Below are 14,935 nucleotides of genomic sequence, written 5' to 3'. Positions count from 1 at the left end.
TGATGCGGTATGCGCAGACGCACCTCCGGCGCAGACGATTTTAGGCTTTTTTTGGCTAAAGTGAAATCCGGCGTGGCAGCGGGCCGGTCCCTTCAGTCGATGCTCTCAAGCGTCGCGAACAGAGTCCGGCGCGCAGCCCAGCCGGTGACGGCCGCGATCACGACCGCCTGCACCGCGATCACGACATAGCCGAGCGGCCGCAGCGAGAAAGTGCCGAGCAGCGCCGCGAATTGGTCTCCCACCGGCGTGCCCGAGAACCAGTTGGCGATCGACTCGGAGAAGCCGAAGCCGAGCATCGCGATGCCGGCGCCGATCACGCCGCCCTCGAGGCCGAGTTGCAGGAAATGGCGCAGGAAATGATTGGCAATGTAGCGGTCGCCGGCACCGACGAAGTGCAAGACCTCCACAATCGGCCGATTCGCCGCCATCGCACCGCGGGTCGCGAACGAGACCGAGAGGATGGTGGCGGCGATGACCAGCACGAGAATCCCGATACCCGCCAGCAAGGTGGCTCCGGTCATGGAACGCATCCGGTCAATCCAGGCCCGGTGATCATCGACGCTGGCATTCGGCGCGATCATGGTGACGCGCTCGCGCAGGCCGGCGAGATCGAACGTGCTGCCGGGCTGAACCCGCGCAACGATCACGCGTGGCACCGGCAGGTCGTCGAAGGAGAGGCCACTGCCGAGCCAAGGCTCAAGCAGCTTGCCGGATTCCTCCTTGGTGAAGGGCTTGGTCTCGACGATCCCGGGCTGGGCCCGCATCGCGTCCACCACCGCCGCGGTGTCGCGATCGAGATCCCGCCCGGTCCTGGGGCGCACTTGCACCGTGATCTCGCTCGCGACCTCCGACTGCCACTCCGCCGCTGATTCGCTGACCAGCATCACGGTGCCGGTCGTGATCGAGGCAAGAAAAGTCATGATCGCGACCACCGCGACCAGCGCGCGGCCGGCGATCGACGCCCGCGGCACGATGGGAGATATGATGCGCGCCTGCGCCGGCAGCTGCGGGCGCTCGTCGCCAAGGTCGACCAAAAGGCCGCGATCGTCCACGCTACTCATAGATGTGCAGCCGTCCCTGATGTAGCACCAGCCGGCGGGCCTCATACTGGTCCATCAGCGTGATGTCGTGGGTTGCGATAATGACCGCGGTCCCGGAGCGGTTGAGCTCGATGAACAGGCGCAACAGGCGGCGGCCCAAGGTCGGATCGACGTTGCCGGTCGGCTCGTCCGCGAGCAGCAGCTGCGGCCGCGAGATCACCGCGCGTGCGATCGCCGCCCGCTGCTTCTCTCCACCAGACAGGATTGGCGGAAGTGCGTCCATGCGCTCGCCCAGGCCCACCCATTTGAGGAGATCGATGACCTCCTTGCGATAACTGGACTCCTCGCGGCCCATCACCCGAAACGGCAGCGCGACGTTCTCATAGGTGGTCATGTGGTCGAGCAGGCGGAAGTCCTGCAGCACGATGCCGATCCGCTTGCGCAAATCGGCAATCTCGTCCTTGCCGAGCAGCGAGATGTCATAGCCGAACAGGTTGACCAATCCGCGGGTCGGCCGCAAGGACAGGAACAGCAGCTTCAAAAGCGAGGTCTTGCCGGCGCCGGAGGGCCCGGTCAGGAACTGGAAGGAGTGCGCGGGAACATTGAAGCTCAGGTCGCGGAGAATCTCCGGCCCGAGCCCGTAGCGCAATCCGACATTTTCGAACCGAACCAAGCGTCAGCTCCGTCCGAAAGCTTGCTCGCGCGGCTTGGGCGCAAGCAGGCGTTTGGCTGCATCAGCCAATGTGGCTCTCGTTATGGTTTCCGGTTCGTTAACGGTCACCATGTACCATCCGCGTGCTGAGGTTCCAAAGTTCGTCATGCGGTCCTTCTAGTGTCCGACGGCGGCATTCGCATCTCTTTCGCATCCCCCCTCGGGATGCACATTTTGCGAATGTGAACGCCGTGGGAACATTAGATAACACATTGATGCCAGTGAAGCTTTGGATTTGACGTTTCGCCGCCTGCGATTCTCGGAAGGCGTACGCGAAGGTTAAATCCGCTTCACTGGTCACGAACTGTCCGGATACGACGCGGTCAAGGCCGCTGGTGGAGACAGGCTGGATGTTCATCGTTTGCCCTCATTGTACAACATCTTACGCCATCGATCTGGCAACATTGGGTGCGGACGGCCGCACTGTCCGCTGCTCCCGCTGCAAGGAGGTCTGGCTGGCGCACCCGGAAGACGCGGTCGAGGCGCCCGCACCGATGCCGGCCATGGCGGAAGCCGGCAATTCCGATGCCCTGCCGGAGGAAGCCAATTGGGAGGCGCTTGCGCACGATGAGGCCGACGACCACCCTCCGGTGGTCGACAGTCCTTCGATCGCCGCAGGCTGGCCGGAGGAGAGCACGGACAACCAAGCCGACTGGTCGACGGCAGAACTTGACGAAACGGAGAGCGGGGGCAGCCGTCCGCCCTGGTTTCGCAGGCTGTTGAAGCGACCCGATTTCGCAGGCAGTGCCGGTAAGTCCGTATTCAACCTGCCGGCGCTCACGGCTGCCATGGCCGCCCTCGTCCTCGCCCTCGTGGTCTGGCGCGCCGACGTGGTGCGGCTGATGCCGCAAACCGCCGGCTTCTACAGACTGGTGGGACTCGACGTGAACCTGCGCGGCGCCACCTTCAGGGACTTGAAAGTCGCGATGGAAACGGTAGACGGCAAGCCGGTGCTGGTGATCGAAGGCGCCGTCGTCGCGACCGGCCGCAAGGCGGTCGACCTGCCGCGTCTGCGCTTCAGCGTGCGCGACGCACAGGGGGCGGAAATCTACGCCTGGAATGCCGTGCTCGATCAGACCACGCTCAAGCCGGGCGAGCGCGCCGCCTTCAAGTCGCGTCTCGCTTCGCCCCCTCCCGAAGGACGCAATATCGATATACGATTCTTCAACCGGCGCGACGTTACCGCTGGCAATGCGTAAGGTTGGATCTCGCGGGCTTCTCGCGAGGCCACGAGAGAGAAAGGCGAGACGATGTCGCGCGTGCTCATCGCCGACGACGAAGAATCCATGCGGACCTTGGTCGCGCGGGCGATCGCGATGGACGGCCACGACACCGTCACGGCGCAGGACGGCGCCGAAGCGCTGGATATTCTCACGCGGGAGAACGGCGCTTTCGACCTCTTGCTGACCGACATCCAGATGCCGGTGATGGACGGCATTGCGCTGGCGCTGTCGGCGGCACGCGATTTCCCGCATTTGACCATTCTGCTGATGACCGGCTTTGCCCATCAGCGCGAACGCGCCTCCAATCTGAGCGCGATCGCGCATGACGTGATCACCAAGCCGTTCTCGGTCGCCGACATCCGCACCGCTGTCGCAGACGCGCTGGCATCGAAGCGGGCGCAGTAGTCTGGTCTCCTCCATCGCGTCTTGAGGCATTCCGATTCTCAGCGTCACTGCGAGGCGCGATGGCTTCAAAACAATCCACAACTGCTCGACCGACTCTGCGTTGCTTCGGCGCAAGCGCGCCTCGCAATGACGGAGACATGCATCCTCGATCTCGCGGAGCGATTTGCACCCGAGCTATCCATCAGCTTCACCCTCGAAGGCAGAGGGCGCAGGGAATGCCGGGTGAAGGCCTCACCCATGGCCCGCCTGCATCAAAGAAAGCAGGCGGCAGTTACCACAGGTGCAGCCGATCATCCGGCATTCCCTGCGCGATGGCTTTAACGGTTATACGTGCTCTCCCTGGGGACCGGCTCTCTTGCCCCCATCACCTGCGCAATGCCCTCGCATCGCAAAGCGATGTCGAGAAGCATCATCGCAAGCTTGACGCCAGCACCGGAGCGCCAGGACCACACGACTTCACGTCCGCAAGAATATCGTTCGTCAGCACCTCCAAAGGACATGCTCCGACATCTCGCGGCCACCGCATCCCCGCCTCACGTGTCGTGACGATCGCGCGCAACGCCCCTCTCATCGAGGCGGGATGACAAGAGATAAGCACGATTTCTGAAAATTAGAAACTGGAATATTTTTCGCGAGACGACTGGACATGCCGAGTCGCATTGAAAACGCTGGCGAACTTCGTGTTTGGGCGCAGGCGATTTGGCAACGTTGCCCGCTTTGGGTCTCAAGCGGCCCATGGGCTCGGATTGCAGACTTCCGGTCATGCCCCGAGAGCGGACGTCCTCAGCGCCACCCGTAAGGTTCGAAACGGGCCAACAGCGGACTGAACCGGACGTCTTCGCGGAGAATGGGCGATCGATCATTTCGGTTGCGTGACCAATCAGGATCATTTTTGGATCGGCTCGAATTCGAAGCCCCGAATCTGTTCGGCCCTTAACGCTGCGACGATGATGTCGTCGACGATCAGCGTACTGTCCGCGTAGATGAGCCGGAACGCGTGCGCCGCGCCTACGATGTCCGACCGCATCCGGACATCGATCAGCCCCAGGTAGTTCTTGATGCCAGGCAGGTCGTCTTGATAGGCAATAATCGAATGTTCTTCGTCGACGCAGTCGAGCATTCGCATGAAGTACACGAGCCAATAGTCCGGACCCGGCTCGGGAAAATTGCTATAGTCGACATCGACCTTTTGAAAGACGAACGCCTCGGGATCCAACCGTTCGAACAGCACCTTTAGGCGATCCGTAACCAGCCAGCTGCTCAGCGTGAATGGCGCAGCGTCACGTAACGTCGTTCGTCCTCGCTTGCGATCGAATCTGATCTGCGGCGGTTTCGAGAACCGTATTCCGCGAAAGGGCTGATCGGGGTAAGGATACCACCCGGCCATCTGCTCGGCTCGATTCAGCCATTGATGTCCGGGCGCCTTGACGTTGAAATCCGGCTTAAGCGTATAGTAGTTTCGTGGTCCGCAAGGCGAATCCTTGGCCTGCTCCCTCATGAAGTTCTCCTGTGATGCCGAGCGCTGGCGAACTCGGGCCGCCAATTCGGCGAGTCCCGGCGATCGTAGTACCTGAGCGAACCATCGCTCCCATAGCTATAGTGCTTACAACATCGGGGCCTAGCCGAGGTCAGCAACGGGTCAAAAGCGGGCTAGCGGTCCCCGACTGCCTTACTTCCGGTGGACGGCCGGAAGCCGACATCGCGGGCGCAGACCAGAATGTCCAGGACGGGCCAGAAGCTGACCTCCTCGTCGCCGATCAATTTCTTGAACAACACGACCCTGACCAAAGTACCGCTTCGAGGTTGCGCTCGATCTCGATGACCGCGTCGCGACCTGGTTGCCGCCGAATCGAATGTGAGATGTCATTGCAGACAAGCAGGCCGGGGTTTGCAACTGCATCGTGAAACCCTTAGTACGGAGACGTTGAAGGAGAATCGGGGATTTCGATGATTGCGCCGGAACAAGAGAGGGTGCTGAAAACGCTCCTGGTCGAGATGTTCGGCCAACTTAGCAGCATGCGGCGGGAACTCGCCGCCCTTCAAGGTGACAGCAAGGGCAGTTTCGCGACGATGGCAGACACCCTCGACGCGATCGTCGAGAATACGGAGGCAGCCGGGAACACGATCCTCGAAAGCATGGAGGCGATCGGCGCCAGCGTCGTGAAGTTGCAAAGCGTCAACGACCCCACTGCCGCAGCGGTATGCGACGAGATCGTCGATAGCACAAACAAGGTGTTCGAGGCTTGCGCGTTTCAGGACCTCACAGGGCAGCGGATCACGCGAGTCGTCAAGTCGCTGCAGTTCATGGAGGACCACATCAACAGGCTAGTCCGCATGTGGGGAAAAGAGGAGCTGGCGCGGCTAGCCGCCGAGCTTGCTGTCGAAAGCGCCCCGGACTTGATGGAGGGCCCGCAGCGGCCGAGCGTGGCGATTTCCCAGGACGACATCGACAAGCTGTTCGCGTGAACTGCCTCGAACCGGTGCCCAGGGTGGCGAACGATCAGATCGAGGCGGCGCTCGACGAGATCGACCGGGACGAGGATTGTCCTGAGATTTCTCTGGAGGACGCAGACAGCACGGACATGCAACAAGGGTAGCCGAAATTAATCGGATGCGAAGGAGTTGCGGCGAGCTTTAACGCGTAGAATGATCAGTTTTGAATGGATCAGGCGCGACTTCCGGTCTGGGTCAAAAGCGAGCGTTCGCTTCTATGAATGCTTACTCCCGGTCGAACCCCAGCAGCAGACGTCGCCAGAGCCTGCCGCAGGGTCCGAGATAGGCCAATAAAGGCAGTCGGTCTCCTTCAATTCGCCATATACGAGGTGCGATGCCGCCTCATCCAGGCAGGCCTCCTTGGGCACGTGGCAGCTCATAATTGGAGGGCGTAGTACCGTGAGTAGGTCTCGCCGCCTGGGTCCCAGGGGGCGGCAGGTTGGAAGCCCATGCTTTCGTAGAGGCGATGCGAGATCGTCAGCGCGCTGTTGCTGGACAAGCGTATGCGATCATATCCGGCGCTGCGGGCAAAGCTGATGAGTCCATCTGCAATAGCCCGCGCGATCCCGCGGCCTCGGTAGATCGGCGCGACAAACATGCGAACCATTTCGCACTCTCGATCGTCGAGACGCTTGATCGCACCGGTGCCGACGATTGCGGTTTCGACCACCGCACACAAAAAGAGAGCCCGATCGACATACACGGCTTCTGCATTGTCGACGTCCGACAGGCGAGAATAGACGAAGTCCCGCACAAAAGAATCCGGGTGATCATGAAAATGCTCATGCCAAACCACTTCGATGAGACGCCGAGCAGCCGGCGCGTCGTCGAGCCGGAATGGTCGAATTGTCCAGTTTGCTTCGGGGCGTGTGAGGATCGCCATGGGAACCTCCTCCTTGATCACCCTGACGTGGGCGTGGGATGCTGGGGAAGTCAGACTCCGGCGATCTCGTCCTGACCCAGCACGAGGTCGGCACGCCGCAGGCTTACCTGGACGCCGACCTGTTCTATCGAATGGGCAATCGGTGGACTGGATTTCGCAACGGCGACCGTAACGCTATCCATGATGATGAAGCGTCGCAGCAGACCCAGGGCAATCGTCTCACCCAGAGCCTCCAGTGTCTGGAACTTGTCCGACGCGGCAATTCTCACTGCTTCATCGACGACGGCATCATATCTCACGGATGAGTCCAGATCATCACTGAGGTGGGTCCGGACCTCTCGCAGCGCGATTGTAATATCAAAACTGAATTTTTGTCCGAGCGTTCGCTCTTCCTCGAACAGGCCGTGATAGCCGTAAGTTTGAAGGCCGGTGATTTTGATCGACGTCAGCATGGGCAGCTCCAGAAGAAGCGCTTCAACGGGGGAATCCCCAATTGCCCAGGCGAACGGCAGTTATCCCGCGCTTCCCGATGGTGCTCCATCCGATGTCGCCAGTCACGCGAGGACACTACATTAGCAGCGTTCCACGATGCCCACAATGAACATTGTCGTGCCTGGTCTCTTGTCTGCGCTCGTCATTCCGATTGGCGCCGTGCCCTTCGCTAAGAATCCGCATCAGGCGGGAGCGCAGCTTGTTTGAGACCGGTCAGTTCGGTCCGGACCGAGGCGCCACGCTTGGAGCAGGAAAAGCTCGGCACATCTCCACGCACTCCGACCCGAGGCGCGCGACGACCGCATCGTCTCCCTTCGTCTGCAGCCGCACCGCAATGAATTCACCGATACGACGCCGTCGGGTCAAAAGCGCCCTTCGTCCGTGATTGCTAACTTCCAGTCGAACCCCAACGGCAGACATCGCTGGAGCCGGCCGCAAGGTCCGAGATGGCCCGAAGCAGAAGATGGCAGACCGAGCGTCGGTCCAGCAATTCGCCACCGTACCAGGTAATCCGCTTTGTCTTTCGAGTTTGAACCGTTTCCGTTCGGCGCTAAGCTTCCCAAGACTTGGCAAGAAGCCGGGAGCAAAGGGAGGCCCATTCATGCACGTACCCATTCTTGCTGGTTTTTTGGCAGCCGTTTTGTTTGGTACTCCGGCCCTGGCACAGTCGAAACCACTCGTGACCGAAGAAGCGATGGTGAAGACGAGCGACCCAGGAATTGAAGTCTATGTTCGCAACAAGCGGCTGGCGGATATGACCGCATTTCGACCGGAGCAAACGGTTTTGTTTGTTCATGGTGCGACTTATCCGGCCGAGACGGCGTTCGATCTCAAGCTGGATGGGCTATCCTGGATGGAGTACATCGCCTCTCGCGGCTACGATGTCTGGCTTCTCGATGTACGTGGGTACGGGAAGTCCACCCGCCCGCCCGAAATGGCGGACAAGCCCGAGGCAAATCCGCCCATTGTGACCGGAGAGACTGCGGTCAGGGATATCGGGGCGGCGGTCGACTACATCCTGCAGCGTCGCAACATTCCCAGGTTGGATCTGCTCGGCTGGTCATGGGGAACCACTCTCATGGCAACCTACACCACGCAGAATCCATCCAAAGTCCAACGCCTCGTTCTCTATGCACCGGCCTGGATACGCCAGACACCATCTCTTGTTCAGGCGGGCTCAGGCAAGCTCGGCGCCTATCGGATGGTCACGAGAGAGCAAGCCAAGGAGCGTTGGTACACCGGCGTTGCCGAGGACCAAAAGGCCTCATTGATTCCGCCGGGATGGTTTGACGCTTGGGCCGATGCGACTTTCGCCACTGATCCGGTTGGAGCGGCAATGAACCCTCCCGTTGTCCGGGCCCCGAATGGCGTCGTTCAGGACGGGCAGCAATTCACGGGCGCCGGCAAAGCGTACTACGACCCGGCCAAGATCACGGTGCCGACCCTGCTCATTCAGGCAGAGTGGGACCGTGATACGCCACCTTACATGGCGCAGACCTTGTTTCCGTTGCTGGTGAACTCGCTTGGCAAACGTTACGTCGAACTCGCCGAAGGAACTCATTCCATCATCATGGAGAAGAACCGCCTCAAACTGTTTGAGGCAGTCCAGGCCTTCCTCGATGAAGGCCGCCAAGAGTAAGAGCTGGACGCCGGCTGCCTGGCCCGTCCAGCCCTGTACTATCGAGTTGCATTGAATCGGAGCCCGCGACGGGATTGACGGCTCTTGACCTTGGCCTCCGCGCTGCGGTGGCCAGATTATTCCTGTCGGTTTGCGTCGTGCTTCTGCGGTACTGATCCTTCCTCTGATTGTTCGCACCCGCATTCATTCTTAGCGTCTCTCTTGATAGCAAGCGGACGCCGATTGGCCAATAGAAGCGGAGTTCAGGGAGCGATGAGAGACTTCCTCGAAGCGATCAAACTGTTGCTGCTCGATCTGGCTTCTACCCTTTTCTTTCTCGTTGTGTTTCTCCTGACCCACAACACGATCCTCTCCGTCAGCCTAGGCATTGCGCTCGGCATCACCCAGATCGCAATTCAATTCCTCCGGCGAAAGACAATCGACATCATGGAGTGGCTGAGCCTGTTTCTGGTCATCGCCGCCGGCACCGCGACACTCCTGACCGATGACCCCCGCTTCGTGCTGTTCAAGCCAAGCGTGATCTATCTGATCGTCGGCGTGGTCATGCTCAAGCCGGGCTGGATGATTCGCTATCTGCCGGCCATTGCAAGTGCTGTCGCCTCTGACGTCGCCGTCGTCGTTGGCTTCGTCTGGGCCGGCCTGATGTTCGTGTCGGCAGCAGTGAATGCCTTCGGGGCGATGGCTTGGAGCGTGCCGACTTGGGCTATGATCATGCCGATCTTCGGGATCGTCAGCAAACTGGCCGTCTTCGTTGCTGGATTTCTGGCAATACGGTTCACAGTCGTTCGCCGCATAAAGGCGATGCCCGCCGCTGAACGCGAAGCTTTCCTGATCTCGACGGGGCGGCAGAGCCATCCGTCCGCGATGCCGCCCGCAAGCTCCGGCAGGCGTATGTCATAGCCGATCTCGCTTTTTCAATATCAGCCGCACTTCCAGAGCGTCGGCGGGAGCGGCTTCCGCTTCGGGTCAGAGACCCGCGCGCGAGATCGAGGCTCAGGAAAATACATGTGCTAGACTTGCACCTCTGCTTTCGTATCGGGGCCATTTCGGCCCAGGCGCGGCTCCGTTCCCCCTAATAGCCGCTGAATATTGGCACGATGGCGAATAATCACGTAGATGCCGCCTGCGATCACCAGCAACCGATAGGGCAACGGTTGCTCGAAGCCGCAGACGAGAACGATGGCTGTCAACGCCGCGAGGATCGAACTGAGGGAAACGATCCGAGCAATAGCCAGTACGATGCCAAAGACCGCTGCAGCTCCCAATCCCACTGGCCACGACATCGCCAGCAACACGCCCAGCCCGGTCGCGGCGGATTTGCCGCCCGTGAAATTCAACCAAATCGAGCGGCCATGCCCAAACAACACGGCAATTCCGGCCAAGCAGACAGCCCATGGCACCCAGATTTGCAAATCAAGCGCCGTCGGCGGCGTCGGAGCTAACTCGGTATAGAGCCAAGGACAGAACGACCGGACAACGATGATGGCACCGACGCCTTTCAGCACATCGACGATGAGCACTACCAACGCAGGCCACTTGCCGAGGGTCCGCAAGACATTCGTCGCCCCGGTGGATCTGGAGCCATGCTCTCGAATATCAATACCCTTGAGGAGTTTCCCCGCCAGATAGCCCGTCGGCGTAGAACCGAAAAGATAGCCGATCACCAATCCAACCGCGCTCACTATCAAGAGGGTCATGTTTTCTCCATTTCGACGCAAACAGTGTTTCATCGCCGACTTGTTTGACCGACGGCCGATCGGACGCTCTCATCCCCCGACATAGGCCGCCAGTTCATCAGACGTCCCCATCGGAAAGGCGTCCTTCAGGAAGTCCAGGAAGGCGGAGACGCGCGCGCTCAAGAGCCGTCGCGACGGATAGAGAGTCCAGAGCGCGATCTCCGGCCCATCGACGTCACCCAAATGCACGAGCGTGCCGGCAGCGAGATCGTGGCTGACGAGTGATATTGGCAGGCGTCCGGCGCCGATGCCGGCGCGGACCGCGTCGCGGACCATGAGGAGCGACGACAGGCGAAGCACTGGATCAATCGCGATGCGCGACTTGCCAGACGGCGTCGTGACGTTCCAGGCCGCAGCCTGGTCGGCGGCCCCGCGCACGACGGCGGGGATGGCGGAATTGTCCGCCGGTCGAATGCGGCCTGATGGAATAAGCCCCGGTCTAACAAGACTCGGTCTAACAAGACTCGGACTCGCCACGGCGACCAGGCGGTCGCGCAAGAAGATGCGTCCGACCAGCGTGTCGTCCGGATCGGGATTGACCCGGATCACCAGGTCATAACCCTCCTCCACCATGTCGACGGTCCGGTCTTCCGTCGTGACCTCAAGCCGGACTTGCGGATATTTCACCGCGAACGCGGCCGCCAGCTTCCCCATTGCGGTCTGCGAAAACAAGAGCGGCGCGCTGATCCGCAATCGTCCTCGCGGCTTGTCCCCGCCGGAGGCGATCGCTGCCGCCGTCTCGTCGAGCTCGGCGAGCAATGCCCCCGTGCGCTCGAACAGCGCCCGTCCTTCCTGGGTGAGCTTCAATGCGCGCCCGCCGCGCTCGAACAGCCGCAGATCGAGGCTGGTCTCCAGCTCCGCGACCCGTCGGGAGAGGGTCGCTTTCGGCCGCCCGGACGCGCGCGCAGCCCGGCCGAACCCTTCGTGCCGGGCGACCAGGTTGAAATCAGCGAGGGCCAGTAAATCCATCTGTTCCACCAGTGAGACGGTCTGTCCAAATATACCGCCTATCGGATCAAATGTGGATCGCTAATTTCCGGGGTGTGTTCTCGCCAAACCCGGAGTGACCCCCATGACCATCCTCGTTACCGGCGCAACCGGCACCGTCGGCCGCCAAGTCGTCGAACAGCTCGCCAAGCGCGGCGCCGATGTGCGCGCCCTGGTGCGCGATCCCGCCAAGGCCAGTGTCCCGGCTGGTGTCACCGTCGTGCAGGGCGACCTGCTCGATGTCGACTCCCTGCGCGGCGCGTTCTCGGGCGTTTCCACCCTGTTCCTGCTCAACGCCGTGGTTGCAGATGAATTCACGCAAGGCCTGATCGCACTCAACGTGGCGCGAAAGGCCCGCATCGAGCGGATCGTCTATCTGTCGGTGATCCACAGCGACCTCTACGTGAACGTGCCGCACTTCGCGGGCAAGTTCGGCGTCGAGCGGATGATCGAGCAGATGGGCTTCAACGCCACCATCCTGCGGCCCGCGTATTTCATGAGCAACGACCTTGCGATCAAGGACGTCGTGTTCAACTACGGCGTCTACCCGATGCCGATCGGCGCCAAGGGCCTCGCCATGATCGACGCCCGCGATATCGGCGAGATCGCAGCGATCGAGCTCATTCGCCGCGAGCAGGCTTCCGGCCCGCTGCCGCTCGAGCGGATCAATCTGGTCGGTCCGGATAGGCTGCGAGGTGCTGACGTCGCAGCCATCTGGACGGAGGTGCTGGGCCGCGCGATCGCCTATGGCGGCGATGACACCGCCGCCTTCGAGCAAAACTTGCGGACGTTTATGCCGAGCTGGATGGCCTTCGACATGCGGCTGATGAGCGAGCGTTTCCTCACCGAGGGAATGATCCCCGAGGCCGGCGACGTCGAACGCCTCACCGCGCTGCTCGGCCGCCCGCTGCGCTCCTATCGCGACTTCGCCGCCGAGACCGCGGCATCGGCCTGACCGCACGGGCCAACCTCAACCACGACAACAAGGAATTCCACCATGATCTATTCCACCGCCACCGTTCCGGTGAATCCGGAAGGCGCAACTCCGCTGACCCGAGCGCAGGTGTGGCAAGGCCTAGTCCTCAAGGCCCGCGACGCCCGGCTGTTCCTGCCGCCCGGCCTGTGCACCCGATGCGAGGTCGTCGAGGAAAGCGCATCTCATATCGTGCGCGACGCGACGATCGGAGGCACCGACCTGCGCGAGATCATCAGCTTCGAGCCGGAGCGCAAGGTGACCTTCTTCCAGGCCACCGGCCCGCGCGAAGGCGCGATCATCAACGAGCTGTTCGAGGACGAGACCGGCGCGCTGCAATTGCGGTTCTATTGCTATCTCGGCCTGCGCGGCAAACAGCCCGGTGGCCCCGAGGAACAGGCCGAGCAGGCGCAGTTCGACGGCGACAAGGGCTACAGGAGCGCGCTCCTTTCGACGCTGAAGCGGACCCGCGAGCTGCTCGCGGACGGCAAGCTCTAACCCTCACCAGACATTCAACGGACGGGACGGCCTCGCAGGAGGCGTCCCGCTTTCAACAGGAGACAATCATGAGCGACTCGCAAACCGACAACGTTAAGACTACCCAACCGAAGATCCTGGTCCTTGGAGCAACCGGCGGCACCGGCCGCCTGATCGTCGCCCAGGCGCTCGCACGCGGCTACGAGGTCACCATGCTGGTGCGCGCGCCCGACAAGGCGAGCGACCTGAAAGGCGCCAAGCTTGTCGTCAGCGACGCCCGCGACGAACGCGCGTTGCGTGAGGCCCTGAAAGGACAGGATGTCGTCATCAGCGCGTTGGGCACGCCGGCAAGCCCGTTCCGCGAGGTCACGGCTCTCTCGCAGATGACGCGAACGCTCGTCAACGCAATGAAGGCCGAGCACGTCGCTCGGCTGATCAGCATCACCGGCATTGGCGCAGGCGACAGCGTCGGGCACGGTGGCTTCCTGTTCGACAACGTGATCTTCCCGCTGCTCCTGCGCAAAGTCTACGCCGACAAGAACCGGCAGGAAGCGATCGTCAGAGACAGCGGCCTCGACTGGGTGCTTGTTCGCCCCTCGGTTCTGAACGACAAGCCCGGCGGCCATACGATCCGCGCGCTGACCGATCTGTCCGGCTTCCATGGCGGAACGATCTCGCGGGCGGACGTCGCCAGCTTCGTCTTGGACCAGGTGCGTGACGATACCTGGCTGAAGCGTTCGCCCCTGATCACATGGTGAACGCTGGAGCCGCACCGGCGGCGGTCCCCCCATCAGAGCCAACCGCTTCCACCAACAGCCGCCGGAGACTTGCATCGCGAGCCCCCGCGGCGGTATGGAGGTCCCAGCGGTCACGGATGATTGAGCCGGATCAACGACTCGGTGCCGCAATTGATGTGATAGTTGACGGATCGCGGCCCGCCGGGCCCGAAACGAAACATGGCAGGTTTCTGAACTCCGATGCGGCTCGTCCGTACCATCCTGGCGTTTGCGATTGCCGCCTCACTGGCGTTGCTGCCCGTGGGAGCGTCGGCGACCGCTGCCGCCATGGGACCAGCCGTCATGGGAGCCGCGGTGGGATCAGGCGATCCGCAGCCCGGCATGCACATGCAGATGGGCGCCTCCGGCGACATGTCGATGGAGGATTGCTGTCCGGATGACATGACGGGCGCACCGGCGCCAACCGCCCCCCATAAATGCGACATGGGTTTCTGCTGCATCGGCGGAGCCCTGGCGCTCGGCGAACTTCGCATGGTCGGGTTCGAGTTCAGGTCGGCCGGGGCCACCTCGGTCGTAATCCCGGCGGACCAGATCGTCCCCACCTCAGGCACCAGCCCTCCCTTCCGTCCTCCTCGCGTCTGATCTCGCGCAACCGAACGCGTGCAGCACCGGCTGTTCGCGTGAATCGCGACTGCTGTGCGCTCACTCGGAGCCACGGCCGAGACAGACCCATGAGGACGAAACCATGATTGCCAAATTCAGCACCGCGGCGCTGGCCGCCACCCTTGCGCTTGCCGCTTCCTCTGCCTTCGCTGGCGCGGCCGACTACAGCTTCGAGCCGGTCACTCCGGAGATGAAGAAGGGCGACGACGTCACGCTCGCCATTCGTTTGACCAACAAACAGACCGGCAAGCCGGTGCCGGATGCGGTGATCTTCAAGACCCGCGTCGACATGGCCCCCGACGGCATGGCCGAGATGGAATCGCCGGTCACGCCGCTCCCGCCCCAGGGACCGGGCGTCTACGCCTTCAAGACCGATCTGCCGATGGCGGGCCGCTATCAGGTCACGCTGTCCGCGAAGGTGCAGGGCGAACCCGAGAACGTCACCGGCAAGGTGATCGTCAAGGCAACCAAGTGA

General features: G+C 61.9%; 17 protein-coding genes and 1 riboswitch. Of the genes, 10 read left to right on the top strand and 7 right to left on the bottom strand.

The window, feature by feature from the left end; all coding sequences use genetic code 11:
- Positions 1-92: 92 nt before the first annotated feature.
- On the bottom strand, positions 93-1,061 hold the full coding sequence (locus tag BRAS3843_RS35625) for an ABC transporter permease (protein ID WP_008974124.1): 969 nt from the start codon (positions 1,059-1,061) through the stop codon (positions 93-95).
- Positions 1,054-1,713 (bottom strand): cell division ATP-binding protein FtsE, encoded by a 660-nt coding sequence (gene ftsE, locus BRAS3843_RS35620; protein WP_008974123.1) that lies wholly within the window; start codon positions 1,711-1,713, stop codon positions 1,054-1,056. Before ftsE ends, BRAS3843_RS35625 begins: the two co-directional genes overlap by 8 nt.
- Positions 1,714-2,102: 389 nt before the next feature.
- On the opposite strand from ftsE, the gene BRAS3843_RS35615 reads away from it, so the two are divergent.
- Both BRAS3843_RS35615 and BRAS3843_RS35610 read left to right on the top strand, forming a co-directional pair.
- Entirely contained in the window at positions 2,103-2,951 is an 849-nt protein-coding gene (locus BRAS3843_RS35615) for an MJ0042-type zinc finger domain-containing protein (protein WP_035983926.1), read from the top strand.
- Positions 2,952-3,002: 51 nt separating this feature from the next.
- The gene (locus tag BRAS3843_RS35610) at positions 3,003-3,380 is read left to right on the top strand and encodes a response regulator (protein ID WP_008974120.1); all 378 of its coding nucleotides are present in this window, start codon (positions 3,003-3,005) and stop codon (positions 3,378-3,380) included.
- A gap of 886 nt (positions 3,381-4,266) precedes the next feature.
- Here BRAS3843_RS35610 and BRAS3843_RS35605 read toward each other — a convergent pair.
- Positions 4,267-4,878 carry a DUF1629 domain-containing protein gene (locus tag BRAS3843_RS35605; protein ID WP_008974118.1) on the bottom strand — a complete coding sequence of 204 codons (612 nt, stop codon included), beginning with the start codon at positions 4,876-4,878 and terminating at the stop codon, positions 4,267-4,269.
- 449 nt (positions 4,879-5,327) lie between these two features.
- Here BRAS3843_RS35605 and BRAS3843_RS35600 point away from each other — a divergent pair, with 449 nt between their 5' ends.
- Complete coding sequence (locus BRAS3843_RS35600; RefSeq protein WP_008974117.1) at positions 5,328-5,846, top strand: protein phosphatase CheZ; 519 nt, start codon at positions 5,328-5,330, stop codon at positions 5,844-5,846.
- Between the two features lie 403 nt (positions 5,847-6,249).
- Here BRAS3843_RS35600 and BRAS3843_RS39120 read toward each other — a convergent pair whose 3' ends face one another.
- Together BRAS3843_RS39120 and folB are read right to left on the bottom strand one after the other, a co-directional pair.
- A complete protein-coding gene (locus BRAS3843_RS39120; RefSeq protein ID WP_008974116.1) occupies positions 6,250-6,756 on the bottom strand; it encodes a GNAT family N-acetyltransferase in 507 nt (168 codons plus the stop codon).
- Between the two features lie 50 nt (positions 6,757-6,806).
- On the bottom strand, positions 6,807-7,208 hold the full coding sequence (folB, locus tag BRAS3843_RS35590; RefSeq protein WP_008974115.1) for a dihydroneopterin aldolase: 402 nt from the start codon (positions 7,206-7,208) through the stop codon (positions 6,807-6,809).
- Positions 7,209-7,244: 36 nt separating this feature from the next.
- Positions 7,245-7,324, bottom strand: a riboswitch (ZMP/ZTP riboswitch).
- Positions 7,325-7,849: 525 nt separating this feature from the next.
- On the opposite strand from folB, the gene BRAS3843_RS35585 reads away from it, so the two are divergent.
- Both BRAS3843_RS35585 and BRAS3843_RS35580 read left to right on the top strand, forming a co-directional pair.
- Positions 7,850-8,887: an alpha/beta fold hydrolase gene (locus BRAS3843_RS35585; protein ID WP_008974114.1), complete on the top strand. Its 1,038-nt coding sequence runs from the start codon at positions 7,850-7,852 to the stop codon at positions 8,885-8,887.
- Positions 8,888-9,139: 252 nt separating this feature from the next.
- The gene (locus BRAS3843_RS35580) at positions 9,140-9,787 is read left to right on the top strand and encodes a septation protein IspZ (protein ID WP_008974113.1); all 648 of its coding nucleotides are present in this window, start codon (positions 9,140-9,142) and stop codon (positions 9,785-9,787) included.
- A 110-nt stretch (positions 9,788-9,897) separates the two neighbouring features.
- Here BRAS3843_RS35580 and plsY read toward each other — a convergent pair whose 3' ends face one another.
- Both plsY and BRAS3843_RS35570 read right to left on the bottom strand, forming a co-directional pair.
- A complete protein-coding gene (gene plsY, locus BRAS3843_RS35575) occupies positions 9,898-10,584 on the bottom strand; it encodes a glycerol-3-phosphate 1-O-acyltransferase PlsY (protein WP_008974112.1) in 687 nt (228 codons plus the stop codon).
- Positions 10,585-10,653: 69 nt separating this feature from the next.
- A complete protein-coding gene (locus BRAS3843_RS35570; RefSeq protein ID WP_008974111.1) occupies positions 10,654-11,592 on the bottom strand; it encodes a LysR family transcriptional regulator in 939 nt (312 codons plus the stop codon).
- 103 nt (positions 11,593-11,695) lie between these two features.
- Here BRAS3843_RS35570 and BRAS3843_RS35565 point away from each other — a divergent pair, with 103 nt between their 5' ends.
- The 5 genes from BRAS3843_RS35565 (at position 11,696) to BRAS3843_RS35545 (ending at position 14,935) form a co-directional block, all read left to right on the top strand.
- Positions 11,696-12,565, top strand: a complete 870-nt coding sequence (locus tag BRAS3843_RS35565) for an NmrA/HSCARG family protein (RefSeq protein WP_008974110.1) — start codon at positions 11,696-11,698, stop codon at positions 12,563-12,565.
- 42 nt (positions 12,566-12,607) lie between these two features.
- On the top strand, positions 12,608-13,081 hold the full coding sequence (locus BRAS3843_RS35560; RefSeq protein ID WP_008974109.1) for an SRPBCC family protein: 474 nt from the start codon (positions 12,608-12,610) through the stop codon (positions 13,079-13,081).
- 68 nt (positions 13,082-13,149) lie between these two features.
- Positions 13,150-13,818, top strand: a complete 669-nt coding sequence (locus BRAS3843_RS35555; RefSeq protein WP_008974108.1) for an SDR family oxidoreductase — start codon at positions 13,150-13,152, stop codon at positions 13,816-13,818.
- A gap of 219 nt (positions 13,819-14,037) precedes the next feature.
- The gene (locus tag BRAS3843_RS35550) at positions 14,038-14,439 is read left to right on the top strand and encodes a hypothetical protein (RefSeq protein WP_008974107.1); all 402 of its coding nucleotides are present in this window, start codon (positions 14,038-14,040) and stop codon (positions 14,437-14,439) included.
- Between the two features lie 103 nt (positions 14,440-14,542).
- Positions 14,543-14,935 (top strand): FixH family protein, encoded by a 393-nt coding sequence (locus BRAS3843_RS35545; RefSeq protein ID WP_008974106.1) that lies wholly within the window; start codon positions 14,543-14,545, stop codon positions 14,933-14,935.

This window comes from Bradyrhizobium sp. STM 3843 (genome assembly GCF_000239815.1).
Taxonomy (GTDB): Bacteria; Pseudomonadota; Alphaproteobacteria; order Rhizobiales; family Xanthobacteraceae; genus Bradyrhizobium.
This window is presented reverse-complemented; position numbering and strand designations above follow the sequence as displayed.

Bases quoted from the DNA above. Each gene is read 5' to 3' on its own strand.
- BRAS3843_RS35615 (WP_035983926.1), top strand. From the start codon at position 2,103: ATGTTCATCGTTTGCCCTCATTGTACAACATCTTACGCCATCGATCTG.
- BRAS3843_RS35580 (WP_008974113.1), top strand. From the start codon at position 9,140: ATGAGAGACTTCCTCGAAGCGATCAAACTGTTGCTGCTCGATCTGGCT.
- BRAS3843_RS35605 (WP_008974118.1), bottom strand. From the start codon at position 4,878: ATGAGGGAGCAGGCCAAGGATTCGCCTTGCGGACCACGAAACTACTAT.
- plsY (WP_008974112.1), bottom strand. From the start codon at position 10,584: ATGACCCTCTTGATAGTGAGCGCGGTTGGATTGGTGATCGGCTATCTT.
- BRAS3843_RS35610 (WP_008974120.1), top strand. From the start codon at position 3,003: ATGTCGCGCGTGCTCATCGCCGACGACGAAGAATCCATGCGGACCTTG.
- BRAS3843_RS35565 (WP_008974110.1), top strand. From the start codon at position 11,696: ATGACCATCCTCGTTACCGGCGCAACCGGCACCGTCGGCCGCCAAGTC.
- folB (WP_008974115.1), bottom strand. From the start codon at position 7,208: ATGCTGACGTCGATCAAAATCACCGGCCTTCAAACTTACGGCTATCAC.
- BRAS3843_RS35560 (WP_008974109.1), top strand. From the start codon at position 12,608: ATGATCTATTCCACCGCCACCGTTCCGGTGAATCCGGAAGGCGCAACT.
- BRAS3843_RS35555 (WP_008974108.1), top strand. From the start codon at position 13,150: ATGAGCGACTCGCAAACCGACAACGTTAAGACTACCCAACCGAAGATC.
- BRAS3843_RS35600 (WP_008974117.1), top strand. From the start codon at position 5,328: ATGATTGCGCCGGAACAAGAGAGGGTGCTGAAAACGCTCCTGGTCGAG.
- BRAS3843_RS35625 (WP_008974124.1), bottom strand. From the start codon at position 1,061: ATGAGTAGCGTGGACGATCGCGGCCTTTTGGTCGACCTTGGCGACGAG.
- BRAS3843_RS35585 (WP_008974114.1), top strand. From the start codon at position 7,850: ATGCACGTACCCATTCTTGCTGGTTTTTTGGCAGCCGTTTTGTTTGGT.
- BRAS3843_RS35545 (WP_008974106.1), top strand. From the start codon at position 14,543: ATGATTGCCAAATTCAGCACCGCGGCGCTGGCCGCCACCCTTGCGCTT.
- BRAS3843_RS39120 (WP_008974116.1), bottom strand. From the start codon at position 6,756: ATGGCGATCCTCACACGCCCCGAAGCAAACTGGACAATTCGACCATTC.
- BRAS3843_RS35570 (WP_008974111.1), bottom strand. From the start codon at position 11,592: ATGGATTTACTGGCCCTCGCTGATTTCAACCTGGTCGCCCGGCACGAA.
- BRAS3843_RS35550 (WP_008974107.1), top strand. From the start codon at position 14,038: ATGCGGCTCGTCCGTACCATCCTGGCGTTTGCGATTGCCGCCTCACTG.